The organism is Synechococcus sp. W65.1 (assembly GCF_047461615.1).
GTDB lineage: Bacteria > Cyanobacteriota > Cyanobacteriia > Thermostichales > Thermostichaceae > Thermostichus.
The window spans coordinates 1-24,643 of the sequence record NZ_JANSHI010000011.1 but is presented as its reverse complement, the minus strand read 5'-3'; the positions used below and the strand labels follow the sequence as shown (position 1 = coordinate 24,643).

Below are 24,643 nucleotides of genomic sequence, written 5' to 3'. Positions count from 1 at the left end.
AAACCTCTCCTCTCCCTGAGGGAGAGGGGCCGGGGGTGAAGGGCCTAATCCCACAAGTTCAAATCCGTCACCGCCCCCAGGCTGCTGCTGGAGACCAGCTTGGCGTACTTGGCCAGAACACCCCGTTTGTAGCGGGGCTCGGGCGGAGCCCAGCGGGCGCGGCGGCGGGCCAGCTCTTCCTCACTAACATGCAGGTGCAACAGGCGAGCGGGGGCATCGATGGTAATGAGATCCCCTTCCTCCACCAGGGCAATGGGGCCGCCTACGTAGGCCTCAGGAGCCACATGGCCCACCACCATGCCGTAGGTGCCGCCAGAGAAGCGGCCATCGGTAATCAACCCCACGCTATCTCCTAGACCAGCGCCGATGATGGCCGAAGTAGGGGAGAGCATCTCCCGCATGCCAGGGCCGCCCTTAGGGCCCTCGTAGCGGATCACCACTACGTCCCCCGGTCGAATCTGGCCGGCGAGGATAGCCTCCAGACAGGACTCTTCCGAGTTGAAGACCCGCGCTGGCCCCGTGATCTTCGGATTCTTGACGCCGCTGATCTTGGCCACTGCCCCTTCAGGCGCGAGGTTGCCTTTGAGGATGGCTATGTGCCCTTGGGGGTAAAGGGGGCTATGCCAGGGGCGAATCACCTCTTGATCTGGGCTGGGCTCGTCCGGCACGTCCCGCAGGACTTCGGCAATTGTTTGTCCAGAGATGGTGAGGCAGTCGCCGTGCAGCAAGCCGTGGTTGAGCAGGATCTTCATCACCTGCGGGATCCCGCCGGCCCGGTGCAGATCAGTGGTTACAAACCGGCCCGAGGGCTTGAGGTCACAGAGAACAGGCACGCGGGCGCGGATGGTCTCAAAGTCATCCAGCGTCAGGGGCACCTCTGCGGCGTGGGCAATGGCCAGGAAGTGGAGCACGGCGTTGGTGGATCCCCCTACGGCCATGATGACCGAAATGGCGTTCTCGATGCTCTGGCGGGTGATGATGTCCCGCGGCCGGATATTAGCTTTGATGGCTTCGGCCAAGACTTTGGCCGATTGAGCGGCGCTTTCGGCCTTCTCTTCGTCCTCTGCCGCCATGGTGGAGGAATAGGGCAGGCTCATGCCCATAGCCTCAAAGGCGCTGGACATGGTGTTGGCCGTGTACATGCCGCCGCAGGATCCGGCACCGGGGCAGGCGTGGCGCTCGACTGCCAGCAGCTCTTCCTCAGAGATGCGGCCAGCACTGTACTCCCCTACTGCTTCAAAGGCGCTGACAATGGTGAGGTCGCGGCCGTTGTAATGCCCCGGCTTGATGGTGCCGCCGTAGACGAAGATGGCGGGCACGTTGAGACGGGCCATGGCGATCATCGCCCCCGGCATGTTTTTGTCGCAGCCGCCGATGGCCAAGAGACCATCCATGCTCTGGCCGTTGACCACCGTCTCGATAGAATCGGCGATCACCTCCCGCGACACCAAGGAGTATTTCATCCCCTCCGTACCCATGGAAATGCCGTCGCTGATGGTGATGGTGCCGAAGACCTGAGGCATGCAGCCGGCGGCCCTGAGGGCAGCTTCAGCGCGCTCGGCCAGGGTTTGGATGCCGATGTTGCAGGGAGTGATGGTGCTGTGGGCGTTGGCAATGCCGACGATGGGCTTGCCGAAGTCCTCATCACGGAAGCCCACGGCCCTGAGCATGGCGCGGTTGGGAGAGCGCTGCACCCCCTGGGTGACCACTTGGCTGCGCAGCGGAAAAGGAGGGTTGGCCATCATAGGTAAAGAGCGGGACAATAAGCCCGCGCTGGGATCCAATTCAAAAAAAACAAGTAGAACCTATCCTACTCGGTTTTTCGCCAGGCAAGCCGAACGAGAACCCTGCCGGCAGGCCAAATCTAAAGCAACCCTGTAAGTTCTCGGCTCTCGCTGTCGGGATTGGCCAGCCTAGCTAGTAAGAATCCTGAGGAAGCCTGCGATTATGGTGGTCAGTTCTTCTCCGCCCGTAGTGCCCAGCAGCGCCGAACGCGAGATGGCGCGGGATGTGCTCACCCTCTCCCGGCATGTGCTGCAGCAGTTTAGCGGCTTTACCCCTGAGGCCCAAGACTTCAGCGCCCTGATGAACCGCATTGCTCTGGCCGGCAAGATGATCGCCCGCCGCCTCAGCCAGGCAGGGCTGATCGAGGGGACGCTGGGGGTAACCGGCAGCGTCAATGTGCAGGGGGAAGAGCAGCAGCGGATGGACGACTACGCCAACCGGGCCTTCATCCGCGCTTTGGAGCAGACCGGCCTGGTGTGCCGGCTGGTATCAGAAGAGCTGAAAACGCCGGCCCGCCTGCCGGAAAACTGCTCCCTCAGCCGCTTGGCGCTGCTTGTCGATCCCCTAGATGGCTCCTCCAATATCGAGGCCAACCTCAGCGTTGGCTCCATTTTCTCTGTCCTTCAGCCCCTGGAGGATCGCCCTGAGGCTGACCACCAAGATCTCCTCCAGCCGGGCCGCCGGCAACTGGCTGCTGGCTATATCCTCTACGGCCCCAGCACCCAACTGGTCTATTCCGTCGGCAAGGGGGTACATAGCTTTACGCTGGATCCCAGCTTGGGCGAGTTCATCCTCTCCCAAAGCGACATCCGCATTCCCGAACGTGGCTCCGTCTACAGCCTCAACGAGGGCTACTTCTGCCAGTGGAGCGAGGGGATCCAAAACTTCATCCGCTACGCCCATCGCCAAGGTAGCTATACCTCCCGCTACAGCGGCGCTCTGGTGGCGGATTTTCACCGCATCCTGTTGCAGGGAGGGGTGTATCTCTATCCCGGTACCCAGAAGAAACCCGAGGGCAAGCTGCGGCTGATGTACGAGGCCAACCCGCTGGCGTTTTTGGCCGAGCAGGCAGGAGGCGTGGCTACCACTGGCACCGAGGCCATCCTGGACATCGTGCCCCACTCTCTCCACCAACGGGTGCCCCTCATCATTGGCAGCCGCGAGAACGTGGAAGAGGTGCTGCGCTGTCTGGAAGGTTCTCTGCAGCCCTAGCTCCTCTCTCCCTATCCACCCAAGCTGAGCCGACTCTATGGTGGCCCTGGCGGAAAACCCCTTGCGCGTTGGCCTCAACCAAGAGCGCATTCCGGATCCTTGCATTCTGGTGCAGTTTGGCGCTTCCGGGGATCTGGCGGCCCGCAAGCTGATCCCGGCCTACTACCGGCTCTTTGTCCAGCGACGGCTGCCGCCGGAGTTTACCTTGGTGGGGGTGGCTCGCCGCGACTGGAGCCACGAGGCCTATCGGGACAAGATGCGGGCAGCCCTGAAGGAGTTTGCCCCCCAGGATCTGGGGCCAGAAGTCCTCTGGCAAGACTTTGCCAGCCGCCTGTTTTACTGTCGCCTGGATATTGGCGATGCCGAGGGCTACCTGCGCCTCAAGCAATTTCTCAGCCAACTGGACGAAGAGCGGGGCACCCGTGGCAACCGCGTGTTTTACCTGGCAGTGGCGCCGGACTTCTATGCCCAGGCCCTCCAGCAGTTGGGGGCAGCGGGGATGCTGGCGGATCCAACCAGGACGCGGGTGGTGATTGAAAAGCCCTTCGGCCACGACCTCACCTCGGCCCAGGAGCTGAACCGCCTTGTGCAGCGCATCTGTCAGGAAGAGCAGGTCTACCGCATCGACCACTACCTGGGCAAAGAGACGGTGCAAAACCTGCTGGTCTTCCGCTTTGCCAACGCCATCTTTGAGCCTCTCTGGAACCGCAACTACATCGACCATGTGCAGATTACGGTAGCGGAAACGGTAGGGGTGGAGGATCGGGCCGGCTACTACGACGCTGCTGGTGCCCTGCGGGACATGGTGCAGAACCACCTAATGCAGATCTATTGCCTGACGGCCATGGAGCCGCCCGTCTCGTTGCGCGGCGATGGGGTGCGCAATGAAAAGACCAAAGTGCTGCAGGCCACCCGTTTGGCCGACACTCGCAACGTGGCAGCCGCAGCGGTGCGGGCCCAGTATGGCCCCGGCTGGATTGGCGGCAGGCCAGTGCCCGGCTATCGCCAAGAGCCCAATGTCAACCCCAACTCGCAGACCCCCACCTATGCCGCCCTGAAGCTGGAATGCGACACCTGGCGGTGGAAAGGGGTGCCCTTTTACCTGCGCACGGGCAAGCGCCTAGCCAAGAAGGTTTCCGAGGTGGCCATCTACTTTAAGCAGGTGCCCCTATCCCTTTTTCCTTCGGCCACGCGGGAGGTGAGCCCCAACATCTTGGTGCTGCGCATCCAGCCCAACGAGGGCATCTCCTTGCGTTTTGAGGCCAAGATGCCCGGGCCGGAGATCCGCACCCGCTCGGTGGAAATGGATTTTCGCTACGGGACAGCCTTTGGGTCGAGCGCGCCAGATGCCTACGAGCGCCTGCTGTTGGACTGCCTGCTGGGGGATCCCACCCTGTTTACCCGCGCCGACGAGGTGGAAGCTGCCTGGCGGGTGGTAACGCCCGTTTTGTCGGCCTGGGAGACGCCACCTGGCTATGATACCGCGCCGCCGCTGTACACCTATGAGGCCGGCACCTGGGGGCCCAAGGCTGCCGAAGACCTGCTGGCCCAGTCTGGGCGGCGGTGGCGACGTCTCTAGTTTCCTGCAGCAAAACCTGGCTCAGGTAGCGACTGGGGCTGATAAAGCGCCAAGAGGGCGAGAGCAGACATTTCAAACAGCGATTGCGGCTAACATGGGCATGGCCTGGTTTTGCGTGGGTATCATGCCGTCGCTGTCGTTCCGGTTTTGCCTAGCCTTGCCGGCGGGCCTTGCCCTTGTCTTGGGGGTAGGGGGAGGGGATCCCGCGCGGGCTCAGGTCTTGCTCCATGTGCCCCTGCCCAATGGGGACTTGATGCAGGCCCAGGGGCTGCAACTGGCCACCAACGCGCTGCGGCTAGCCCAGTTTGGCCAGACCGAAGAGGCGTTGCGCCGCCTGCAACTGGCCGTGGCCATGGTGCCCACCTCTTCCGAGCTGCTCTACGCTTTGGGCAACGTCTATCTGGAGCTGGGGAACTCTGCCCAGGCCGTGCAGGTGCTGCAAAGGGCCCGCGCTCTGGCTCCCCAGGATGGGGGTGTCCTCTACTCCCTGGGAGTGGCTTACTTGCGGCAGGGCAGCTACTTTGCCGCCGCCGAGGCCCTGGAACGGGCTGTTGCCTTGCAGCCGGATAACCCCAACGCCCGCTTTCAACTGGGCAATGCCTACCTCATGCTTGACCAATGGGATCCCGCCCGGCGGGAATATGAGAAAACCTTGGAGTTGGATCCCGCCTACTGGCCTGCCATGAACAACCTTGGCCTGGTGGACTACGAGCAAGGGGATCTGGAGGCGGCCATCGAGCGCTGGGAACGCACCATCGAGATGAACGAGGCGGTGGCCGAGCCCTACCTGGCCCTGGCTACAGCCCTGTACGTTCGCGGCCAAACCCAGCGGGCGGAAGAACTGGGGGCCAAAGCCGTGCGCTTGGATCCCAGCTATGCCCGGCTAGAGGTGCTGCGGGAGAACCTGTGGCGGGATAACCTGCTGCGAGATGTGCAAGTTCTCCTGCGAACACGGGCAGTGGTAGAGGCCCTACAGCAGGCTGCTGTGGACCGGTTCAACCGCCAGATGGGTCTTGCAGGAGAGTAGCCCGGGATCCCTCGGCCACTGGCTTTTGCCGCTTCTCAAGCTTGGCTCGGATCCGCTCGGCAATACCGACACTGTTGAGGCCAAGGTCTGCAAGAGACTCTTCACGGGTAGCATGTTCTACCCAAATGTCTGGCACCCCCAGGCGCAAAAGAGGCACCCGGATATCGGCATCCAGGAGGGCTTCCCCCACTGCCGAGCCAAACCCGCCCATGAGGCAGCCTTCTTCCACCGTCACCACCAGGCGGCTTTGTTCGGCTAGGGGCAGGATTAGCTCTGTATCCAGGGGCTTGGCAAAGCGGGCATTGACTACCGTCGTGGAGATGCCGTGCTCTTTGAGGATCTCCGCGGCCTGCAAGCTGGGATAGACCATCGACCCATAGGCCAGGACTAACACATCGCCGCCGCTGCGCAGCACCTCCGCCTTGCCAATGGGAATGGGCTCCCAGCCATCTTCCGCCAAGGGCACCCCAACGCCAGAGTCGCGCGGGTAGCGCATGGCAATGGGTCCTTGGGTGTACTGGATCCCGGTTACCACCATGCGCTGCAGTTCCGCTTCGTCTTTGGGGGCCATCAGCACCATCTCGGGGATGCAGCGCAGATAGGCGATGTCGTACATGCCCTGGTGGGTGGCGCCGTCAGGTCCAACCACGCCTGCCCGATCCAAGCAGAAAAAGACTGGCAGCTTTTGGAGGCAGACATCGTGGATAATCTGGTCGTAGGCCCGCTGCAGGAAGGTGGAGTAAATGGCCACCACCGGGCGCATCCCCTCACAGGCCATGCCAGCAGCCAAGGTGACCGCGTGCTGCTCCGCGATCCCCACATCCACAAACTGATCCGGCAGTTTTTCCTTGAGCTTGTCTAGGCCAGTGCCAGTGTCCATAGCTGCCGTGATGCCAATGATGCGGGGATCCCGCTCCGCCAGTTTGCAAAGGGTATGGCCGAAGACCTTGCTGTAGCTGGGGGGAGTGGGTTTGGTGGGGGGATAGGGTTTGCCGGTGGCCAGGTCGAAGCGGGATTGGGCGTGATAGCTTACCTGCTCAGCCTCTGCCGGTGGGTAGCCTTTGCCCTTGACGGTGGCCACATGCACCAGCACGGGCCCAGAGAGGCCATGGGCCAACTCAAAAGCATCCAACAACTCTGCCAGGTTGTGCCCGTCCACCGGCCCCACGTAGGTAAAGCCCAGCTCCTCGAAGATGATGCCGGCCTTGTTGTTCTGCACAGCAGTAACCAGCTTCACCGTCTCCTTCATGCGCTCAATTTCGGGGCTGAGACTGGAGCCAACTAGAGGCAGGTTCTTTAGTTGCTCCTCCAGGCTGTCGGCCAAAAATTGCACTGGCGGGCTGAGGCGCAGGCGGTTTAAATAGCGCGGGATCGCCCCCACATTGGGGGAAATCGACATGCCGTTGTCGTTGAGAACCACCATCAGGTTGGTCTTGGGCAAATGGCCGGCGTGGTTGATGGCCTCATAGGCCATGCCCCCGGTCAGGGCGCCGTCCCCGATGATGGCCACCACCTTGAAGTTTTCCCCCCGCCGGTCGCGGGCAATGGCCATACCCAAGGCTGCCGAGATGCTGGTGGAGGCGTGGCCGGCCCCAAAGTGGTCGAAGCGGCTTTCGCTGCGCTTCAGGTAGCCGGAGATCCCCCCCTTTTGGCGAATGGTGTGGAAGTTGTGATACCTGCCGGTGAGCATTTTGTGGGCATAGGCTTGGTGCCCCACATCCCAAATAACCTTGTCGCGATCCAGGTCAAGGGTTTTGTAGAGCGCCAAGGTCAGCTCCACCACCCCCAACCCTGGCCCTAGGTGACAGCCGACGGGAGAGTTGGCAGCCGTTTGCAAGTGTTTTTCGCGGATCTGGCGGGCTAAGCTGCGCAACTGGCTGAGGCTTAGGTTGCGGAGCTGGTTGGGATGAGTGATTTCACTCAGGTGCATAGGGGATCTGTCCTTCCGGTGTGATCTCACTCTAGATCATGGCTTTCCAAGAGGGCTTGGCTGGAGTCTTTTCAAAACTTCGCTGGATGTCTCCCGCTGCAGGGTTAGCATCGGACAAAGGCCCCGCTTTTCGAGGTTGCCTGCCCATGAGGATTGCCGACAACATCACCCAACTCATCGGTCGCACGCCGTTGGTGCGGCTCAACCGGATCCCGCAGGCGGAGGGATGCCTGGCGGAGATTGTGGTTAAACTGGAGAGCTTCAACCCGGCGGCCTCGGTAAAAGACCGCATTGCCGTCAGCATGATCGAGGCAGCTGAGCAAGCCGGTTTAATTTCCCCCGGCAAGACCATTTTGGTGGAACCCACCTCCGGCAACACGGGCATTGGCTTAGCTATGGCGGCAGCGGCCAAGGGCTACCGGCTCATCATTGTCATGCCTGAGAGCATGAGCCTGGAGCGGCGGCTGCTGTTGAAGGCCTACGGGGCAGAGGTGCATCTAGCCAGCAGCGCCGGTGGCATGGGAGAGGCCATTTGGAAGGCGGAAGAGATCGTGCGCCGCACCCCCAATGCCTACATGCTGGGCCAATTCACCAATCCGGCCAATCCCCGAATCCACGCCCGCACTACCGGCCCCGAGATCTGGGAGGACACCGATGGCCAGGTGGACATCCTGGTAGCGGGGGTGGGCACTGGCGGCACCATTACCGGGGCGGGCGAGTTTCTCAAGAGTAAGAAACCTTCCATTCGGCTAGTGGCCGTCGAGCCCAAGGCAAGCGCGGTTCTAAGCGGGGGACGGCCCGGCTTTCACCGCATCGAGGGCATCGGGGCAGGGTTTGTGCCGGAGGTGTTGCGGCGGGATCTCCTGGATGAGGTGATTGCCGTAGACGACGAAGAAAGCATGGTCTACAGCCGCCGCCTGGCCAGAGAAGAAGGGATCCTCTCCGGCATTTCCACTGGGGCAGCCCTGGCTGCCGCTATCCAGGTGGGGCGGCGACCGGAAAACGCCGGCAAGCTAATTGTGATGATCCAGCCCAGCTTTGGCGAGCGCTACCTCAGTACGCCTCTCTTCCGCGACCTGGAGCGAGAGTCGGACTCGCGGCTGCCGCAGCCTTTGATCAGGTAGTCAAAACTCGCCAGCTAGGGCCGCTACGCAGCGCTCACACAGCTCTGGATGTTCGGCAAATTCCCCCACCCGAGGAGAGTAGTTCCAGCAGCGCACGCACTTTTTGCCCTCTGCCCGCTGAACGACAACCTGCAGCTCCGCCGCCTCAGTCTCTGCCTTGATGAGCTCCACCTGGGAAGTGATAAACAGGTAGCGCAGCTCGGCGGCCCGCTCTTCCAGAAGAGCGTACAGGTGGGGATCCGCCACCTTGAGGATGAGCTTGGCTTCGGTGGAAGCGCCGATGAGCTTGTCGGTGCGCGCTTGTTCCAGCGCCTTGTTCACCTCCTGCCGCACTGCCCGCAGCTTTTCCCAAGTGGCAGCTAGCTGGGGATCCCGCCACTGCTCTGCCAGTCGCATCCAGCCCCCTTCAAACACCGAACGGGTGGGCTTGGGGTAGGGCAGGTAGCTCCAGATCTCTTCGGCGAGGTGGGAAAGCACTGGGGCGATGGCCTTGGCCAAGTTCTCCAGCACCAGGGACAGCACCGTCTGACATTGCCGCCGCCGCAGGCTGCGGGCGTGACTGATGTAGAGGCGATCCTTGCCAATATCCAAGTAGAAGTTGGAGAGATCCACCACGCAGAAGTTCTGAACTGCTTGGAAAAAGCGGTAGAACTGATAGCTGTCAAAAGCTTCGGTGATCTCCTCGCCCACCTCCTTTAGGCGGTGCAGGAGGTAGCGATCCAACTCGGTCAACGCTTCGAAGGGAACGGCATCCTGGGCCGGGTTAAAGTCATAGAGGTTGCCTAGCAGAAAGCGGGCTGTGTTGCGGATCTTGCGGTACACATCTGCCATCTGCCCCAGAATGGTCTTGCCCAGGGGCACGTCGCCGGAGTAGTCCACGCTGGAAACCCACAGTCGCAGCACATCGGCCCCGTAGGCGGGATCCGTCTGAGGGTTGCTGCCGCCGTTGATGAGCACCAGGGGATCGATGACGTTGCCCAAGGACTTGCTCATCTTCTGGCCCTTTTCGTCCAGCACAAAGCCGTGGGTGAGCACCGCCTTGTAGGGGGCACAGCCATTGACCGCCACTGAGGTCAGCAAGCTGGACTGGAACCAACCTCGGTGCTGATCCGAACCCTCCAGGTAGAGATCCACGGGGTAGCCCAACCCGCGCGCCTGGGCCACCGCCGCCCAGGAAGAGCCGGAGTCAAACCAAACATCCATGGTGTCCGTGCCCTTGCGGTAGGTGCGGCCATTGCGGCGGTACTGCTCCGGCAGCAATTCTTCTACTGGGCGCTTCCACCAAGCGTCAGATCCCTCTTGGGCAAAGATGGCCTTGATGTGGTCAATGGTTTCGGCAGTCAGCAGAGCCTCGCCAGTCTCCTCGTCATAGAAAACAGGGATGGGCACCCCCCAGGCCCGCTGGCGGGAGATGCACCAGTCGGAGCGCTCCTTGACCATGGCGGTGATGCGGTTTTCCCCTTCCGGCGGGATCCACTTCACGGTTTTGATGGCCTGCAGGGCCAGCTCCCGGAAGCCGGCTACGGACGCAAACCACTGCTCGGTGGCCCGGAAGATGGTGGGTTCTTTGGTGCGCCAGTCATAGGGATATTTGTGGCTGTAGGGCTCCTCCTTGAGCAGGGCACCGGCAGCCTGCAAAGCCTTAATCACGGCCAGGTTGCCGCTGGTCTCCGGTTCTTTGGAGAGGACATCTAGCCCGGCAAACTGGGGGCCGGCTTCTGCGGTAAACCTCCCCTGCTCGTCCACGGGGCTGAGGATGGGCAGGCCGTACTTTTGGCCAGTCTTGAAGTCTTCTTCCCCATGCCCTGGCGCCGTGTGGACAATGCCGGTGCCGGACTCGGTGGTCACATAGTCTCCCAAAACACAGAGGCTAGGGCGGTCAAAGAGGGGGTGGCGTCCCTGGCAGTATTCCAGAGCGGATCCCGGCAGGGTGGCCTTGACCTCCAAGGGAGTCTCCAGGACTTTTTCCAGCCGCTGCCGCAAAGCGGCGGCAATGAGCAGCAGGCCAAAGCGGGGAGACTCCACCACCGCGTAGGTAAGCTTGGGGTTAAAGCAGAGAGCCAGGTTGGCCGGGATCGTCCAAGGGGTAGTCGTCCAGATGGCCGCCCGCAGGCCTGGCAGGAAGGGCTCTAAAACCGGCCGCGCCGCCGGGCTGAGGCTTTGCAAGGGAAAAGCCACGTAGATGCTGGGGGAGATGTGGTTGTCGGGATATTCCAGCTCCGCTTCTGCCAGGGCCGTCTGGGAGCTGGGGCTCCAGTGGACGGGCTTGAGGCCGCGGTAGATGTAGCCCTTGAGAACCATCTGGCCAAACACCTCGATCTGGGCCGCCTCGTACTCCGGCGATAGGGTCAGGTAGGGCCGATCCCAATCTCCCCATACCCCCAGCCGCTGAAAACTGGCCCGCTGCACGTTGACGTAGTGCAGGGCGTACTCTCTGGCCTTTTGCCGCAGTTGCAGGGGGGTGAGGCTCTGCCGCTCCTGGGGGGAGAGGCTTTGCAGCACTTTCAGCTCGATGGGCAGGCCGTGGCAGTCCCAGCCAGGTACATAGCGCACCTTGCGCCCTCGCAGGAGGTGGTACTTGTTGACGATGTCCTTGAGGATCTTGTTGAGGGTGGTGCCCATGTGGATGTCGCCATTGGCATAGGGTGGCCCATCGTGCAGGACAAAGGGATCCCCCGGATTGGTTTCCGACAGACGCTGGTAGATCTGTTCTTCCTGCCAAAAAGCCTGGATGGCGGGCTCTCTCTTAGCGGCCTCCGCCCGCATGGGAAACTGAGTCTGCGGCAGGTTGAGGGTACTCTTGTAGTCCACGGCAACTTGAGCAGGCTAAAGGGCGTTTTTCTATCCTACGCCGTTGCCTGGTTCTCAGTCGTGTTCTAGGCTTCCTCTCCCTGGCCTGAGGGAAAGGGATCCAGACGGCCACCTCGGCTTTCTGCCAGGAGTCTGGCTTGCTTGGGGTTCCTTATCTCTTAGGGTTGAACGGTAAGGCGCCGGCTCTCGACAACCAGGCCACTTTGGTTAACCAGCATCACCGAGATCCACTCAGCACCCGCTTCTGGGGGGGCATCCGCCTGCAGGAAGATCCCGCCCGCCTGCAGAGGTTCGAGGGCAAACGAAGTGACATCCAGGTAGCTTGCCCCGGCAACGGGCCGCTCCGCCACAGCGCCCAACAGCAAAGATTGGGTGAGGGGCTCGGCCACAATGGCCTGCAGCGAGTAGGTGGATCCCGGCTTGACCACCTCCGGCAGCTTGAAAGTAACGGTGGGGGGTGCTGAGCCGGAGGTGAGCGTGCTCGACTCCCGCAGCACTTCTTGCTCTACCAGCAGCAGTTGTCCTGGATTGGCGGCATCCGGGCGGTAGCGGTTGCGCACCAGGACGGAAGCCTTTACCTGAAACTCCCCCCGCCCCGAAGCCTGGGATCCCTGCACTTGGCTAGCAATCTCAGCTACAATCTCAGGGCCTATCTGCCGCCAGGAGACAATTTGGGCGGAGTAGGTCAGCTCAGGATGCGCGTCCCACAGCTTGCGAATGGCCTCTTCCACCCCCTGCCGATCCAACCCGTCGCGGTGGCGGAAGTCGGGGCTGTAGCCGGCCATCACCTTCGGCAAGTCCCGTCGGTTAGCCGCGGCTATTTGCTCGTTCAGCCACTCGACCAGAGCCGCTGGCGCAGGGGCAGAAACCTGCCTTTGCAGCCCGCTTTCTAGGCGCAGCGGGGGAGTCTGGGCCAGCACTTTGCCTGCAAGCGGGATCCCCCAGCTCAAACTCAAGGCAAGGGGCCAGAGCAGTTGGGAAAAGGCGGATCGAGAGCTCAAACTGTGGGCCTCCGGCGGGCAGGTCTGTGCTTAGTTTAGCCTGTCCGGGTAGGGATCCGGCCCAACTTGGCCGAGCGACTATCCACACCCCTAAAGCCCGGTTTATTCTGGAGATTGGGTTGCATCGGCGAGGTTCCATGGCGTCCCCTCACTCTCCTGCTTTCTTGGCTTTGGTCAACGAGGCCAAAAGCCGCATCCAAGAGCTGACCGTCGAGCAAGTCAGGCAGAAACAACGGCAAGGGGATCCCTTCTACCTAGTCGACGTGCGGGAAGAATCGGAGTGGCAGGCAGGTCGCATTGCTGGCGCCATTCACTTGAGCAAAGGCATTATTGAGCGGGACATCGAGAAGGTGATCCCAGACAAAGAGGCGGAGATTGTCCTCTATTGTGCTGGTGGGTTTCGTTCAGCCTTAGCAGCCGATAACTTGCAGAAGATGGGCTACCGCCGCGTGTTTTCGATGGACGGCGGCATCCGCGCCTGGCGAGAGGCTGGCTTTCCCGAAGAGTGCTAGAAATTCTTGCTCAGCTTTCCCAAGGAGAAAGGGGACGTCTGTAACATGGTCTCTAGGGCCGATAGCGTGGACTCTTCCGTTGCCTCTGCCATGCCTCAAACCTTGCCCCGCCTGGAGATTGCTGCCCGTTTGCAGCAGCTGCGCCAGCTTTTGCAAGAACAGAATTTGGATGGGTTTTGGGTACCCTCCGCCGATGAGCACCTCAACGAGTACCTGCTGGAGTATCGCAAGCGGCGGCAGTGGATCACGGGTTTTACTGGCTCGGTGGGCGATGCTTTGATTAGCCGGGACAGGGCTTGGCTGTGGGTAGATCCCCGCTACCACGAGCAGGCCGAGCGGGAGGTGGATCCCAACCTGTTTACGGTGATCAAAGGCGGTCTGCCGGATCAGCCCAGCCTGATGGAGATTGTAGAGGAGTTAGGATCTGGCTTTCGCCTGGGGGTGGATCCCTTTACGGTGTCCGTAGCCACCTACCGCCAGTTACAAGCCCACGCCCAAGCCGGGGGAGTGCTGCTGGTGCCGGTTCGCGAAAACCCGCTAGATAAGCTGGCCAAGGAATCTAGCCAACCTCTTTTGAAACAACCCATCTATCCTGTCCCTGCCCAGCTCTGCGGGGCCACCCCCAGCGACAAGCTGGCTCAGGTGCGCCAGGAGATGCGCCGCAAGCGGGTAGGCCTGTTGCCCTTAACCAAGTTGGACCAGGTAGCCTGGCTATTGAACCTGCGTGGCTCTGACATCCCCTACAACCCGGTGTTCCGCGCCTACGCGCTGGTTGCCCTGGAGAGGGTTGCCCTCTTCACAGATCTGGAGCGCCTTACTCCCTCGGCTCGGCAAGTGCTGGCCGAAGCGGAGGTAGAGCTCTGGCCCTACGAGGCTTACCCGGAACAACTGCCCCAGTGGGCCGAGCGCTACGGGCCGGTGGGATTGGATCCCAAGCAGACCACTCAGGGCACGCAAGAGCTGCTGCACGGGATCCCCTGTCGCGAGCTGGATCACCCCGTGGATGTCCTCAAGGCGGTCAAAAACCCCACCGAGCTGGAGCAGATGCGGCTAGCCAACCGCAAAGCCAGCCGGGCCAAGATCCGCACGCTCGCCTGGATCGACCGGCAGATCCAAGCAGGGATCCCCATCAGCGAAGCCGATGTGGCAGCCACCCTGGAGGCCCACTACCGCGAGGAAGGGGATTGGGTTGGCTTGAGCTTTAACACCATCGCTGGGGCCGGGGCCAATAGCTCTATCGTTCACTACGGCACCCCGGATCCTCAGAAGCTGCTGCAGCCAGGCGAGTTGTTTTTGTTGGACTCGGGATCCCACTACCTGGGGGGCACTACCGACGCTACCCGCACCCTCTGGATTGGCTCGCAACCCGCGGATCCCTTGTGCAAGCGGCGCTACACCGAGGTGCTCAAAGCCCACATTCACTGCGCCCGCCAGATCTTCCCCCCCGATACCTACGGCCTCTCTTTGGATGGCATTGCCCGCTCCAGCCTCTGGCAGGCAGGGCTAGACTACGGCCACGGCACTGGCCACGGCGTCGGCGCCTTTTTGAACGTCCACGAGGGGCCCAATGGGATCCACCGCCGCGCCAGCACCCCCTTCAAGGTAGGCATGATCACCAGCATCGAGCCAGGTTACTACCAGCCAGGCTGGGGCGGGATTCGCCTGGAGAACCTCTACGAGGTGGTTGCCCTCCCCGAGCCAGAGGGCTGGATGGGCTTTCGCTCTCTGACGTGGATCCCTTTTGACAGGCGTTTGATCGATTGGGATCTCCTAGACGCGGCACAGCGGGCTTGGCTTGATGAGTATCACCGCCAGGTTTACGCCCTGCACCAGGCCAGTCTCTCAGAAGAGGATGCCTCTTGGCTAGAGTGGGCCTGCGGTCTTGCCAGCTAGCCGTTATGCCACGGGTCTTGCCGCTAGCGCAAGCTCTCGCAAACCACAGCTTGCAAGGAGCAAGTTTCCTGGATGCAGCCCCAGCTAACTAGAGCAGGCGGGCTGCTTTTACGAGTTTGGGGTACTGGATTAGGAGCAGAGACTGTTGGTCTGGCAGGGGCTGAATGATCCCCTGCTGCTGCAAGCGGTTCAGCACTGCCGCCACTGTTTCCTGGTTAACCTGGCTGAGGTCGGCCAAATCCTGGAGGGGCGGGTAGATGATGCGCACTCCCTGCTCAGTCTTCTCGCCAAAGGCTTCCGCCAGTTGCACCAGCGCATGCACCACCCGCACAGGAGGGCTCTGTTGCTCCAGGTCGGCCTGCAAATTCGCTAGGCGCAGACGGCGGGAGAGGCTGCGAGCCAGTTGGTAGCACAGGCGCGGCTCCTGCAGCATCAGCGTCTTGAAAGTTGCCGCTGGGATCCCGGCAGCCCGCACCGAGGTTAAGGCCAGCACATCCCGCGAGCGGGGCGCTTCGTCCAACACCGCCATTTCCCCTACCCAGGCGCCGGGCCCGAGTAGAGCTAGGGTTTGGGCGCTGTCCCAGGTTCCTTCGGCGGTGTGGATCCGCAGAGCTCGCCGCACCTTGACCCAGCCAGATAGGATCAAATAAACAACGCTGCCCCAGGCATCCTGCATCAAGAGCGCCTGCCCTGCTGGGATGTCCCGCAGCTTTACCTGGGATCCCAGCCACTGCAAAGACGTGGCCGAAAGTTCCGCCAGCGTCGGCACTGCCTTGAGCTCAGAAAGAACAGCAGCGGCGTCGGAAGTCATGCCAGATCGGGCGTCTACTCTACCGCAAGCTCACTGTAGCCCAGTTGCCAGCCCAAGAGCTATCCTGCAAGGGTACTCTCGCCAAAGATAGGAAGGGAACCCGGTTGTCCTGAATTCGTCTCTCAAGTAGAGGTTCCGGTTGGGAGGGGATCTCTTTCTGGGGATGCTTATGGATGCTGCCCTCAGCAACATCAGCGGCCAGTGCTGGTCAGCCTCACTGAGGAAGGAGCCTGTGCTGCCAGAAAAGCTTGCCGATCGGGAGCTGGTACTGCTGTGTCAGCAGGGATCCCGGCCCCACCGCGAGGCCTTTGCCGAGCTCATACGCCGCTATCAGGCCTACGTAGATAAGGTTCTCTACCATCTTGCGCCCAACTGGCCGGATCGCCAGGACTTGGCCCAGGAAGTTTGGATCCGGGCCTACCGCAACCTCAAACATCTGCAGGAGCCAGCAAAGTTTCGCAGTTGGCTGGGGCGGATTGCCACCAACCTGGTTTACGACGAGCTGCGCAAGCGCAGGCGCCAGCAGCAACCCCTCTCTTTGGATGCCTCGATTTCCACGCAAGAGAGTGAGATGGAATGGGAGCTGCCCAGCAGTAGCCCAAGCCCCCACGACCACCTCGCCACCTGCGAGTTTTACGAGCGATTGCACCAAGCCGTCCACGACCTGCCTGAGGCCTTTCGCCAAGCCATCCTGCTGCGAGAAATTCAGGGGATGGCCTATGAGGAAATTGCGGAGATTACGGGGGTATCTCTGGGTACTGTTAAATCCCGCATTGCCCGGGCCCGCGCCCGCTTGCAGTCCATCCTGAAGCCCTACCTCAATGGCGAATGACTATGTTTTGCCCCAACCTCAACCCCGACCGCGAGGATGCCGCCTCCCCTCCCCCCGCGGAGCTGCCGCCGGTGGAGGAGCGCTTTGAGCAGCTAAGCGCCTACCTGGATGGAGAACTGTCCCCCCAGGAGGCGCGACAAGTGGAGGACTGGCTAGCCAGCGATCCCCAGGCGCAGCAACTGTACAGCCAACTGTCGGCCTTACAGGCCGGTTTGGCTAACCTCAAAGCGCCAACCCTGGATCCCGTTCAGACGGAGCTGCTGATTAGCCGTGTGTTCGAGAAGCTGGATCGAAGGCCAGAGGTTGCTCTGGGCTGGCGGCGGTGCAGCGGCTTTCCTTGGCGACAAGTGGCAGCGGCTGCAGTAGCCCTGGCGGGAGCGGGCTGGGCGGGCTGGCGCTGGCTTCACCCTCAGCCGTTGGTGTCTCTGGAGGATCCGCCAGTGCGGGTGGCAATTGTGCCCGCCTCTGCTTGGGTTGCCCAACGCTATCTATTTGAGCCAGGACAGAAACAAGACGCCTACTCAATTTTATTCGAGTCGCTGCCCAACTCCCCAACCGACTTGAGCTGGGAGTGAGCTAATTGGCTTGAGCTAGCTTGAAGTGAGGAACACAGGGTGAGAACAGCGGTTTGCCAAGCTTGGGGGCTAGCAGTTTGTCTTTGGCTGGGCAGTCTGGGATCCTGGCCAGCCCAGGCAAACCCCAGCGCCTTGAAGTCCGCTTCCCAGCCCACTCCGCCGCCGGCCAGCTCTCAGGCTCCTGCTCGAAAAAACCAGCCGCCCTCTGGTGAGATAGAGCTTTCCCCTTTCCCCAACTTCCCCCTTCTCAAAGAGGTAGAAGCGCCTCCACCACCCTCGACTAAGCTGGGCATCGATTGGGCTCAGCTGCCCCTCCTTCCCGATCCCGAGCTGGCGGCAGAAATGGATAGGGAGTTTAGCCGCCGCCTAGCCCGCTTGAACCAGCAGATTGCCAGCCAACAAGACCGCCTCTACCGCCTTTTGCAAACCTGGGACGCCAACGTAGAGGACATTCGCCAGACCCAGGCCCAACTCAGCCAGTTGCGCTTCGAACGGGATCGCTTGGCTCTGGAGCACCTGTTGCTGCTGCGGCAGTTGCAAGAGAACTTCGCCCTGCCTCTACCGCGCCGCTCTGCCGCCAGCTCTCCCTAAAGTGGGGCCAGGCTATGATCAACGCAGGGCAACCAGTAGCGAAGCTGAGCCATGGCCCAAGTGCCGAGCAACCCCGAGATCGAGCAATTGGCCGCTGCCATTGGCAAGGAAGTTTACATCGATGTAGCCCGGTGGCACCTCTACCTGCGGGATGCCCACCTGCATACCGTTCTGGCGGAGCGGCTGGCCCCTCAGGTGATGGCAGGCAAGGTGGATGAGAATGCCGTCACGGAGATCCTGCAAGGGATCCCAGTGAAGGTGGGGGGCGGGCGCAAAGAGCTGCCTCTGGTGGATCTGCTGCCCATGCAAAGCCTGCTGAACCTGCTGGATGTGCTGGAGGAGTTTAGCCGCAAATGGGCGCAGTAGAGGGAGAGAAAGCATTGCACCAGCAACACCACTCCAAGCGGCCTAAACAATCGCTGTCCCCGGCTATCACCTGGCTCTTGCTGCTGGGACTGCTGTCAGCTTGTCAGGGAACGGAGTGGGGAGAACGACTGAAACGGGCGGTGCGACCGGTGGATCTGTCTGTTCCTCCCTCTGCAGAGCAACCGGCGACGCCAAGGCCTCTCTCAGAATTCCCCTCACCCTCCACCTCTCCCCCTGTTGCCTTGACACCTCTGCCGACTCAACTCAGCAGCCGCTTCACGGATCTGGAGCCCGGATCCCTAGTGGCCCAGTCGGTCTATTACCTGGATCGGCTGGGGATCTTTGCCGATATTGCCGGCAGCGAGTTTCAGCCGCAGCGCAGCGTGCGTCGAGGAGAGTTTGCCCGCTGGCTGGTGCTAGCCAACAACGCCATTCACGCTGACGAGCCCAGCCGCCAAATCCGCATAGGATCCCCCTCGGAGCGCCCTCTTTTTTTGGATGTACCGGAGGAGGATCCCAACTTCCGCTACATCCAGGCCCTGGGGGCTGCCGGCATCGCTGCTGGGGATGCCAATCGCGAGTTTCGCCCCAACAGCCTGCTGTCGCGAGCCGAGTTAATTCGCATGAAGGTGCCTTTGGATTTGCCGCCCGGCCAGATCAAGGGCTCCCGGGCAGAGCTGGAGGAGCGCTGGGGCTTTACCGATGCGGCGCAGATCCCCGACGAGGCTGTTGCTCCCCTAGTGGCAGATCGCAGCCTAGAGAATGCCTCCACGGTGTTGCGCACCTTCGGCCCCATCCGCACCTTTAACCCCCTCCAGCCAGTTAGCCGTGGGGAAGTGGCAATTGCCCTGTCTGCCTTTGGAGAGCGGACGGCTCAAGAGGCCGTAGCCCAGCTCTCGGCTCTCCCAAGTCCAACTCCTGCCGTCGAATCCTCTCCCCTGCCAGCCGAGCCGGAACCAACCTCTTCCCCCACTTCCGAACCCTCCCCTGCTGAACCTCCGGCAGTTACCCCAGGGGTAGGGAAAATCGTTACGCCCCGCGAGTCTCAACCCTGAAGTAGCGGGATCCCAGCAAGAGGTCGAGCCGCCCAATAGAATGGGAGAAGCCAGCTTTGGAAAAAGGGATTCCGGCGGTGTCTGCAACTGTTCCCGAAATTCGCTCTGAAGACCTGCTGCGCTACACCGTCATTGGGTCGCGGCGGCCCAGCGTTTACTTTTGGGCAGTGGTTCTGACGGCAGGGGGTCTGGGCTTTACCCTGGCTGGTCTTTCCAGCTATTTCCACCGCAATTTGCTTCCCTTTTCCGACCCCGCCAGCCTGGTGTTCCTTCCCCAGGGCATTGCCATGCTCTTCTACGGTGTGCTCGGCTTCCTGGCAGGGTTGTACCAATGGCTGAGCCTGTATTGGAACTTGGGGGGCGGCTACAACGAGTTCAACCGCCGTACCCAAAAGATAACGCTGGTGCGGCAGGGCTTTCCGGGCAAAAACCGCGAAGTTCGTCTGGAGTATGACTTTGCCGAGGTGCAAAGCCTGCGGGTGGAGCTGCGAGAAGGCCTCAACCCCCGCCGAGCTATCTACTTGCGAGTGAAAGGACGCGGTGACATCCCCCTCACCGGCGTTGGGCAGCCGCCTTCTTTGGCCGAGATTGAAAACCAAGCCGCCGAGATTGCCCGCTTTCTTAATGTCAGCCTAGAGGGTATTTGAGGTTCGACTCAGTTGCAGACGGTGGCGGGGCAAGGCTGAAACGCTTAATTCCCCCTCCTACAGGGAGAGGGGTGGGGGCATTTTTAGGAATTGCGGCCCGAGTAGCTAGGCAAAGCTGCAGGGCTGGCTGCCTCGGGAGCAAAAGCCTGGGCTGTCGGGAACCCCAAAAACGGGCTACGCTCCACTGCCTGAACAGAGAGGGTAAACAGGGGATTGGAGAGGATGCCAGCAAAGATGGTGGCCACGAGGGTCAACACCATGCCTACTCGCAGAGCCGGCATGCCCTCTGCCTGCCAGTCGGTCTCGGCGTAGTTTTGCACCGAAAGCGACGTCTCCTGCGGCTCTTTCACCACCATGGTTTTCACCACTCGCACGTAGTAGTAGATGGAGATGACGCTAGTAACCAGGCCCACCAGCACCAGGGTGTATTCTCCTGCCTGCCAGCCAGCCCAGAAGAGATAGAGCTTGCCGAAAAAGCCGGCCAGTGGCGGCAGCCCGCCCAGGGAGAGAAGACAAATGCTAAGGCAAAGGGTGAGGAAAGGATCCTTCTGGTAAAGGCCACTGTACTCGTTGATTTCGTCAGTGCCGGTCTTAAGGCTAAACAGGGTGACGCACAGAAAGGCGCCCAGGTTCATGGCTAGATAAACCATCAGGTAAAAAATCAAGCTGGCGTAGCCCGCTTCCGTGCCTGCCACCAAACCAATCAAAACAAAGCCCGCCTGCCCAATAGAGGAATAGGCCAGCAGGCGCTTGAGGCGGGTTTGGGCAATGGCCACCACATTGCCCAGCACCATGGTCAAGATAGCCAGCACTGAGAGCACCGCCCGCCACTCTTCCGTCATGGCTGGGAAGACGGTAGCCAGAAAGCGAATGGCCAGGGCAAAGCCTGCTGCTTTGGATCCCACCGACAAAAAGGCCACCACCGGCGTTGGGGATCCCTCGTAGACGTCGGGAGTCCACTGGTGGAAGGGCACCGCCGCCAGCTTAAAGCCAATGCCCCCAAGGCAGAACACCAAGGCCAGGATCCCTGCTAGGCCAGCATTGGCCAGGTGGGGCGCGATGGCCGACAGTTGGGTTTGCCCCCCCGACAGGCCATAGAGCAGCGACATGCCGTAGAGGAAGATGGCCGTGCTGCTAGCGCCGGTCAGCAGGTACTTCAGGGCAGCCTCAGAGGAGCGCGGATCTCGCTTCGTGTAGCCAGCCATGAGGTAGCTGGCAATGCTCAGCGTTTCCAGCGAGACAAACACCATGATTAAATCCATCGCTCCCGCAAGGAACATTCCCCCCAAGGTGGCCGTGAGGAGCAGCACATAGAACTCGCCCGTGGACGTGCCTGCCTGGGTGAGGTAGCGCTCCGCCATCATCACCGTCAGGGCTGCTGTCACCACCACCAGGCTACGGAAGAGAATGCTCACGGGATCCGCGGCAAAGCTGCCCAAGAAGCTCTCCAACTGGGGCTGCTGCCACTGCAGCACCAGGGGCACCAGGGCTCCCATCAACCCCAAGAGGGAAAGAGTTGGCAAACTTCTGCGCGCTGCCGACCCGCCCACCAGATCCACTGCCAGGACGAGCAACAGCGTGAGGGTGACCACCACCTCCGGCCAAATGGCGCCGGCATGCAGGTTTCCGGTTGGGGCAAAAACATCCATAGGAGGAAACTGTGAAGAGAGATTAACGGGATCCAAAGCCAGCATACCGCGATTTCCGGCCTCCCCATCTTGCTTCTGGCATCTCTTCTCTCAATCGTCTCCATCGACACTCCCTGGGTCTAAGAAAGCTTGGCGCTGGAGGTAAGCACCAACTGCAGGCGGGCGTGGATAAGACTCAAGTCCGCCAAGCCCAGGTCGAGCTCGCCGTCGACGACGATCCCGGTGTTGATCAGCCGATCCAAGAGTTCCAAGAGGGATCCCTCGCCGTCGGGCTGGCCGGGGTAGTAGTCTCCCTGGCGGGGCAGAAGCGTGCCCAGATCCCCTAAATCCAGATTGAGATCTGCCGGGTCAATCTCCAGCAGGGCGCAGAGTTGCCGAATTTGCTGCCGCAGGGCTTGCAGGCTGCTGCCGGCCCGCTCGATCTGCTCCGGCGAAAGGCGATTGGCCTCCATCTGCCGCACCACCTGAGCTTCCATCAACTGGCGCAGCAGCTCCACCAAGGTCAGCACCAGGGAGGCAAGGCCAGCTTCCAGGCGTTTCCGGTCAGGGCTAGCTTGGACCCGGCTCAGCTCTTGCGGTTCCGCTGGGCTGATGGCAAGACCAGAGGAAGGAGGAGGCGGGATCAACCACTGCTCAAAAGGCTGGGAGAGCTGTTCCAAGCTAAGGAGATGCAGGCGGGGATCCCGGGCGGCCTCTTCTCGCTCCTCCGGCAGGTTGTAGCCCCAGCCAGCCAAAAACAGGAGCACCGGCTCTAGCTCCGGTACGCTCTGCACCTGGCGCAGCGTCTGCAAGCGATCCTCGACAAACCAGAGTTCCTCGGGCGCTACCTGAGCTGCAGTTAGCAGCCGCTGAAGGGTGGCGGCCTTGGGAGCGCGCACCTCCTTGCCCAGGATGCGGTGGCGCGGCAGTTGGATCCCTTCGCGGAGCAAAAGCTGCTGGATAAAGCGCCCCTCTTTGGTACTGAGAATGGCTAGGCGCGGCTCGCCGGCAGCCTGTACTTGGCGCATCCAGGCTGTCACCCCCGGATAGAAGCGGTGCAGCTCCAGCCACCCCTGCCGATCCTCTGCAAGCCAGCGATCTCGCACCTCATCCAGCGCTTGGGCCAAAGCCCTCTCGGAAACCCCCGCCTGCTGCAACAACCGCTGTCGCCAGCCAGGCCAGTCTTGGCGCAAAGCGTCTTCCGGGATCCCTTGCTGCAGCCCCCAGAGCAACAGGGGCATCTCCCAACCCGTCTCGATTAGCGGGCGCAACTGGTTAAAGGCTGGCTGCAACGGCTGCAATTGCGCAGGAGCCAGGCCCCACACCTGGGCACAGACACGACAGGAGGAGGCAAAGTACTCTGCCCGCCCATCGCAGAGCACGCCATCAAAATCCAGAACCAGAATGCGGGGGGACATTCGCCGGGGGCTAGCGAACTCCATACGGGATCCCCCTCAAGGCAAGTTGCAAAAACCCAGCTAAGGATCAATCAAACTGTTCCACGAGATTAGCTCAAGCTAATGGGATTCCGAGATGAGAATGGGCTTGCTCTCCACCGGGTTTAGCGGGCAATCCTGCGGGCCAGTTGGCCAAAGATGGTGGAGTTGGGAGGTAGGGAATAGTCACTGACTGCCGTTGGTGTTAGGGCCGGCATTGGCCATCGCCAAGATCGCCCGGGGGTAGGGACGTTGCAACGGCTCATCGGGACAGCAGTAGCCTCCTACCCTGCTTTGTGCCTGTGGGATCCCCGCCTTGGGCCATGAAGCCCCGAATCCCGCGCTGGAAGATGAAGCCATCGTAGAAGTGAGCGTTGGCCCAAAAAGACGAAGCTGACAGTAAGGGAAGCTTCTTGCAGGAAAAGCTCCAGAACTATCGTGCCGGCAGTGGCTCCCCTCATAGCCGTGTAGGATTTGGCCGAGCCAAGCACCACTGGCGCGGGCTGTTGCAGGTTTTTTGCCAAACTATTGGGAAGCTTAGTCTTGACCGAACTTGGATGGGAGCTTAGCTCGTCGCACCAGCCAGTAACTTACCGACAGAGCCAGAGTTGCTGCCCCCAGGCCAATCAGATCCAACCCCCCCAGCTTCTCGAAATCAAAAATGATGATCTTGCGCGCCACCGCAATCAAAGAGGTAACAATGACCAGCTCCACTTGCACAACCTGCTTTCGCAGGTAAGCAGTAATGTTCTCCAAAATCTCCAGGGCAATCAAGATATTCAAAAAGAGGCCAAAGATCTCAATCAAAGTGGTGGAGAAAAACCCGATTGGCTCCCGTAGCAGATCAGCCACCAAGAAGCGGGCCAAGTCCACCACGGCCACCACGATTAGCCCAATCATCAAAACTGACAGTAGCTTCGAGATCAGGCTTTCGATGCGGGTGATGGCCCGCAAAAAGGGATCCTCTTCTTCGGTTTCGTGGGGATTGTGCAACAGCCACTTGAGAAACCGCATGCTGCCCTTTTGTCCCCTCCTCGACCCCACCATTATCCGTCCTGGCCGCCTAGGAGGAGGAGCGGGCTCCCCTGGGGCGATGGTTGCGGCAACGCTCGGAACAGTATTTCACCTCTGGCCAACAATCAGCCCATTTCTTGCGCCAAGTAAAGGGCCTGCCGCAGGTGAGGCAGATTTTGCTAGGCAGATCCGACTTTTTCCGGTGGCGGGGCATAGCGTGCTGGAGACAACAACCCTTGGATCAACTTGTACTTTGCAACTGCAGCAGCGGTTGAAGCTGGGAACGGCGGCGCAGAGCAGCCTCAATCAGGCCCAAAAAGAGGGGATGCGGGCGGTTGGGGCGGGAGCGAAACTCGGGATGGAATTGGGTGGCGATGAAAAAGGGGTGGCTGGGCAGCTCGATGATCTCCACTAGACGGTTGTCGGGCGAAACACCGCTAATCACGTAGCCAGACTCGAGGAACAGGCTGCGGTAGGCGTTGTTGAACTCGTAGCGATGGCGGTGGCGCTCGTAGACAATTGTCTCACCATAGAGCTTGGCTGCCAGGGTGTCGGGCAGAATGCGGCAGGGGTAGAGGCCCAGGCGCAGGGTTCCCCCCAGGTGCTCCACATCTTTCTGCTCCGGCAGCAAGCTGATGACGGGATGAGGAGTGTCGGGATCGAACTCATAGCTGTTGGCCCGCTCCAGGCCGGCAATATGGCATCCCCAGTCGATCACCGCACACTGCATGCCCAAACACAGCCCCAGAAAGGGAATGCCCCGCTCCCGCACGTGGCGGATGGTGGCCACCTTGCCCTCGATGCCCCGGTTGCC

The 24,643-nt window shown here is 61.2% G+C and carries 23 protein-coding genes; 12 read left to right on the top strand and 11 right to left on the bottom strand.

The genetic code is table 11. The features are described from left to right. Positions 1-44: 44 nt before the first annotated feature. On the bottom strand, positions 45-1,742 hold the full coding sequence (gene ilvD, locus NW806_RS07495) for a dihydroxy-acid dehydratase (RefSeq protein ID WP_414410610.1): 1,698 nt from the start codon (positions 1,740-1,742) through the stop codon (positions 45-47). Between the two features lie 256 nt (positions 1,743-1,998). On the opposite strand from ilvD, the gene fbp reads away from it, so the two are divergent. From fbp to NW806_RS07480, 3 genes are all read left to right on the top strand, one after another. After that, positions 1,999-2,997 (top strand): class 1 fructose-bisphosphatase, encoded by a 999-nt coding sequence (gene fbp, locus NW806_RS07490; RefSeq protein ID WP_414410664.1) that lies wholly within the window; start codon positions 1,999-2,001, stop codon positions 2,995-2,997. 37 nt (positions 2,998-3,034) lie between these two features. Next, entirely contained in the window at positions 3,035-4,576 is a 1,542-nt protein-coding gene (gene zwf / locus NW806_RS07485) for a glucose-6-phosphate dehydrogenase (RefSeq protein ID WP_414410609.1), read from the top strand. A gap of 100 nt (positions 4,577-4,676) precedes the next feature. Further along, positions 4,677-5,603 carry a tetratricopeptide repeat protein gene (locus NW806_RS07480; RefSeq protein ID WP_414410608.1) on the top strand — a complete coding sequence of 309 codons (927 nt, stop codon included), beginning with the start codon at positions 4,677-4,679 and terminating at the stop codon, positions 5,601-5,603. Here the strand turns inward: NW806_RS07480 and dxs are convergent. Continuing rightward, complete coding sequence (gene dxs, locus NW806_RS07475; RefSeq protein WP_414410607.1) at positions 5,572-7,533, bottom strand: 1-deoxy-D-xylulose-5-phosphate synthase; 1,962 nt, start codon at positions 7,531-7,533, stop codon at positions 5,572-5,574. The genes NW806_RS07480 and dxs overlap by 32 nt on opposite strands. Positions 7,534-7,679: 146 nt before the next feature. Here dxs and cysK point away from each other — a divergent pair, with 146 nt between their 5' ends. Further along, on the top strand, positions 7,680-8,657 hold the full coding sequence (cysK, locus tag NW806_RS07470) for a cysteine synthase A (protein WP_414410606.1): 978 nt from the start codon (positions 7,680-7,682) through the stop codon (positions 8,655-8,657). Here the strand turns inward: cysK and ileS are convergent, their stop codons facing one another. Beyond that, on the bottom strand, positions 8,658-11,423 hold the full coding sequence (ileS, locus tag NW806_RS07465; protein ID WP_414410663.1) for an isoleucine--tRNA ligase: 2,766 nt from the start codon (positions 11,421-11,423) through the stop codon (positions 8,658-8,660). Between the two features lie 203 nt (positions 11,424-11,626). Then, entirely contained in the window at positions 11,627-12,424 is a 798-nt protein-coding gene (locus NW806_RS07460; RefSeq protein WP_414410605.1) for a hypothetical protein, read from the bottom strand. A gap of 182 nt (positions 12,425-12,606) precedes the next feature. Here NW806_RS07460 and NW806_RS07455 point away from each other — a divergent pair, with 182 nt between their 5' ends. Both NW806_RS07455 and NW806_RS07450 read left to right on the top strand, forming a co-directional pair. Continuing rightward, the gene (locus tag NW806_RS07455) at positions 12,607-12,981 is read left to right on the top strand and encodes a rhodanese-like domain-containing protein (RefSeq protein WP_414410604.1); all 375 of its coding nucleotides are present in this window, start codon (positions 12,607-12,609) and stop codon (positions 12,979-12,981) included. A 90-nt stretch (positions 12,982-13,071) separates the two neighbouring features. Continuing rightward, a complete protein-coding gene (locus tag NW806_RS07450) occupies positions 13,072-14,874 on the top strand; it encodes an aminopeptidase P family protein (protein WP_414410603.1) in 1,803 nt (600 codons plus the stop codon). 88 nt (positions 14,875-14,962) lie between these two features. Here the strand turns inward: NW806_RS07450 and NW806_RS07445 are convergent, their stop codons facing one another. Then, positions 14,963-15,685, bottom strand: a complete 723-nt coding sequence (locus tag NW806_RS07445) for a Crp/Fnr family transcriptional regulator (protein WP_414404881.1) — start codon at positions 15,683-15,685, stop codon at positions 14,963-14,965. A gap of 169 nt (positions 15,686-15,854) precedes the next feature. Between NW806_RS07445 and NW806_RS07440 the strand changes: the two genes are divergently transcribed. The 6 genes from NW806_RS07440 to NW806_RS07415 all read left to right on the top strand — a co-directional run bounded on the left by NW806_RS07440 (position 15,855) and on the right by NW806_RS07415 (position 19,751). Then, positions 15,855-16,517, top strand: a complete 663-nt coding sequence (locus NW806_RS07440) for a sigma-70 family RNA polymerase sigma factor (protein WP_414394390.1) — start codon at positions 15,855-15,857, stop codon at positions 16,515-16,517. Between the two features lie 2 nt (positions 16,518-16,519). Continuing rightward, complete coding sequence (locus NW806_RS07435; protein ID WP_414410602.1) at positions 16,520-17,092, top strand: anti-sigma factor family protein; 573 nt, start codon at positions 16,520-16,522, stop codon at positions 17,090-17,092. A gap of 132 nt (positions 17,093-17,224) precedes the next feature. Then, positions 17,225-17,683: a hypothetical protein gene (locus NW806_RS07430; RefSeq protein WP_414410601.1), complete on the top strand. Its 459-nt coding sequence runs from the start codon at positions 17,225-17,227 to the stop codon at positions 17,681-17,683. A gap of 51 nt (positions 17,684-17,734) precedes the next feature. Further along, positions 17,735-18,049, top strand: coding sequence for a DUF3181 family protein (locus tag NW806_RS07425; RefSeq protein WP_414410600.1), 315 nt, complete (start codon positions 17,735-17,737; stop codon positions 18,047-18,049). Beyond that, positions 18,037-19,104, top strand: a complete 1,068-nt coding sequence (locus NW806_RS07420) for an S-layer homology domain-containing protein (protein ID WP_414410599.1) — start codon at positions 18,037-18,039, stop codon at positions 19,102-19,104. Before NW806_RS07425 ends, NW806_RS07420 begins: the two co-directional genes overlap by 13 nt. A 77-nt stretch (positions 19,105-19,181) precedes the next feature. Beyond that, positions 19,182-19,751 carry a photosystem I assembly protein Ycf4 gene (locus NW806_RS07415; RefSeq protein WP_414410598.1) on the top strand — a complete coding sequence of 190 codons (570 nt, stop codon included), beginning with the start codon at positions 19,182-19,184 and terminating at the stop codon, positions 19,749-19,751. An 83-nt stretch (positions 19,752-19,834) separates the two neighbouring features. Here the strand turns inward: NW806_RS07415 and NW806_RS07410 are convergent, their stop codons facing one another. From NW806_RS07410 to NW806_RS07385, 6 genes are all read right to left on the bottom strand, one after another. Continuing rightward, positions 19,835-21,400 carry an NAD(P)H-quinone oxidoreductase subunit N gene (locus NW806_RS07410; RefSeq protein ID WP_414410662.1) on the bottom strand — a complete coding sequence of 522 codons (1,566 nt, stop codon included), beginning with the start codon at positions 21,398-21,400 and terminating at the stop codon, positions 19,835-19,837. A 119-nt stretch (positions 21,401-21,519) separates the two neighbouring features. Beyond that, complete coding sequence (gene gvpJ / locus NW806_RS07405) at positions 21,520-22,821, bottom strand: gas vesicle protein GvpJ (protein ID WP_414410597.1); 1,302 nt, start codon at positions 22,819-22,821, stop codon at positions 21,520-21,522. Between the two features lie 256 nt (positions 22,822-23,077). Continuing rightward, positions 23,078-23,152, bottom strand: coding sequence for a hypothetical protein (locus tag NW806_RS07400; protein ID WP_414410661.1), 75 nt, complete (start codon positions 23,150-23,152; stop codon positions 23,078-23,080). A gap of 200 nt (positions 23,153-23,352) precedes the next feature. Next, positions 23,353-23,829 carry a phosphate-starvation-inducible PsiE family protein gene (locus tag NW806_RS07395; RefSeq protein ID WP_414410596.1) on the bottom strand — a complete coding sequence of 159 codons (477 nt, stop codon included), beginning with the start codon at positions 23,827-23,829 and terminating at the stop codon, positions 23,353-23,355. Between the two features lie 49 nt (positions 23,830-23,878). Beyond that, positions 23,879-24,043: a DUF2256 domain-containing protein gene (locus NW806_RS07390; protein ID WP_414410595.1), complete on the bottom strand. Its 165-nt coding sequence runs from the start codon at positions 24,041-24,043 to the stop codon at positions 23,879-23,881. 27 nt (positions 24,044-24,070) lie between these two features. Next, on the bottom strand, positions 24,071-24,643 hold a 573-nt coding region (locus NW806_RS07385; protein WP_414410594.1), incomplete at its 5' end, for a glutamine amidotransferase-related protein.

Bases quoted from the DNA above. Each gene is read 5' to 3' on its own strand.
- ilvD (WP_414410610.1), bottom strand. From the start codon at position 1,742: ATGGCCAACCCTCCTTTTCCGCTGCGCAGCCAAGTGGTCACCCAGGGG.
- fbp (WP_414410664.1), top strand. From the start codon at position 1,999: ATGGCGCGGGATGTGCTCACCCTCTCCCGGCATGTGCTGCAGCAGTTT.
- zwf (WP_414410609.1), top strand. From the start codon at position 3,035: ATGGTGGCCCTGGCGGAAAACCCCTTGCGCGTTGGCCTCAACCAAGAG.
- NW806_RS07480 (WP_414410608.1), top strand. From the start codon at position 4,677: ATGGCCTGGTTTTGCGTGGGTATCATGCCGTCGCTGTCGTTCCGGTTT.
- dxs (WP_414410607.1), bottom strand. From the start codon at position 7,533: ATGCACCTGAGTGAAATCACTCATCCCAACCAGCTCCGCAACCTAAGC.
- cysK (WP_414410606.1), top strand. From the start codon at position 7,680: ATGAGGATTGCCGACAACATCACCCAACTCATCGGTCGCACGCCGTTG.
- ileS (WP_414410663.1), bottom strand. From the start codon at position 11,423: ATGCGGGCGGAGGCCGCTAAGAGAGAGCCCGCCATCCAGGCTTTTTGG.
- NW806_RS07455 (WP_414410604.1), top strand. From the start codon at position 12,607: ATGGCGTCCCCTCACTCTCCTGCTTTCTTGGCTTTGGTCAACGAGGCC.
- NW806_RS07450 (WP_414410603.1), top strand. From the start codon at position 13,072: ATGCCTCAAACCTTGCCCCGCCTGGAGATTGCTGCCCGTTTGCAGCAG.
- NW806_RS07445 (WP_414404881.1), bottom strand. From the start codon at position 15,685: ATGACTTCCGACGCCGCTGCTGTTCTTTCTGAGCTCAAGGCAGTGCCG.
- NW806_RS07440 (WP_414394390.1), top strand. From the start codon at position 15,855: ATGGATGCTGCCCTCAGCAACATCAGCGGCCAGTGCTGGTCAGCCTCA.
- NW806_RS07435 (WP_414410602.1), top strand. From the start codon at position 16,520: ATGTTTTGCCCCAACCTCAACCCCGACCGCGAGGATGCCGCCTCCCCT.
- NW806_RS07425 (WP_414410600.1), top strand. From the start codon at position 17,735: ATGGCCCAAGTGCCGAGCAACCCCGAGATCGAGCAATTGGCCGCTGCC.
- NW806_RS07420 (WP_414410599.1), top strand. From the start codon at position 18,037: ATGGGCGCAGTAGAGGGAGAGAAAGCATTGCACCAGCAACACCACTCC.
- NW806_RS07410 (WP_414410662.1), bottom strand. From the start codon at position 21,400: ATGGATGTTTTTGCCCCAACCGGAAACCTGCATGCCGGCGCCATTTGG.
- gvpJ (WP_414410597.1), bottom strand. From the start codon at position 22,821: ATGGAGTTCGCTAGCCCCCGGCGAATGTCCCCCCGCATTCTGGTTCTG.
- NW806_RS07395 (WP_414410596.1), bottom strand. From the start codon at position 23,829: ATGCGGTTTCTCAAGTGGCTGTTGCACAATCCCCACGAAACCGAAGAA.
- NW806_RS07390 (WP_414410595.1), bottom strand. From the start codon at position 24,043: ATGCCCCGCCACCGGAAAAAGTCGGATCTGCCTAGCAAAATCTGCCTC.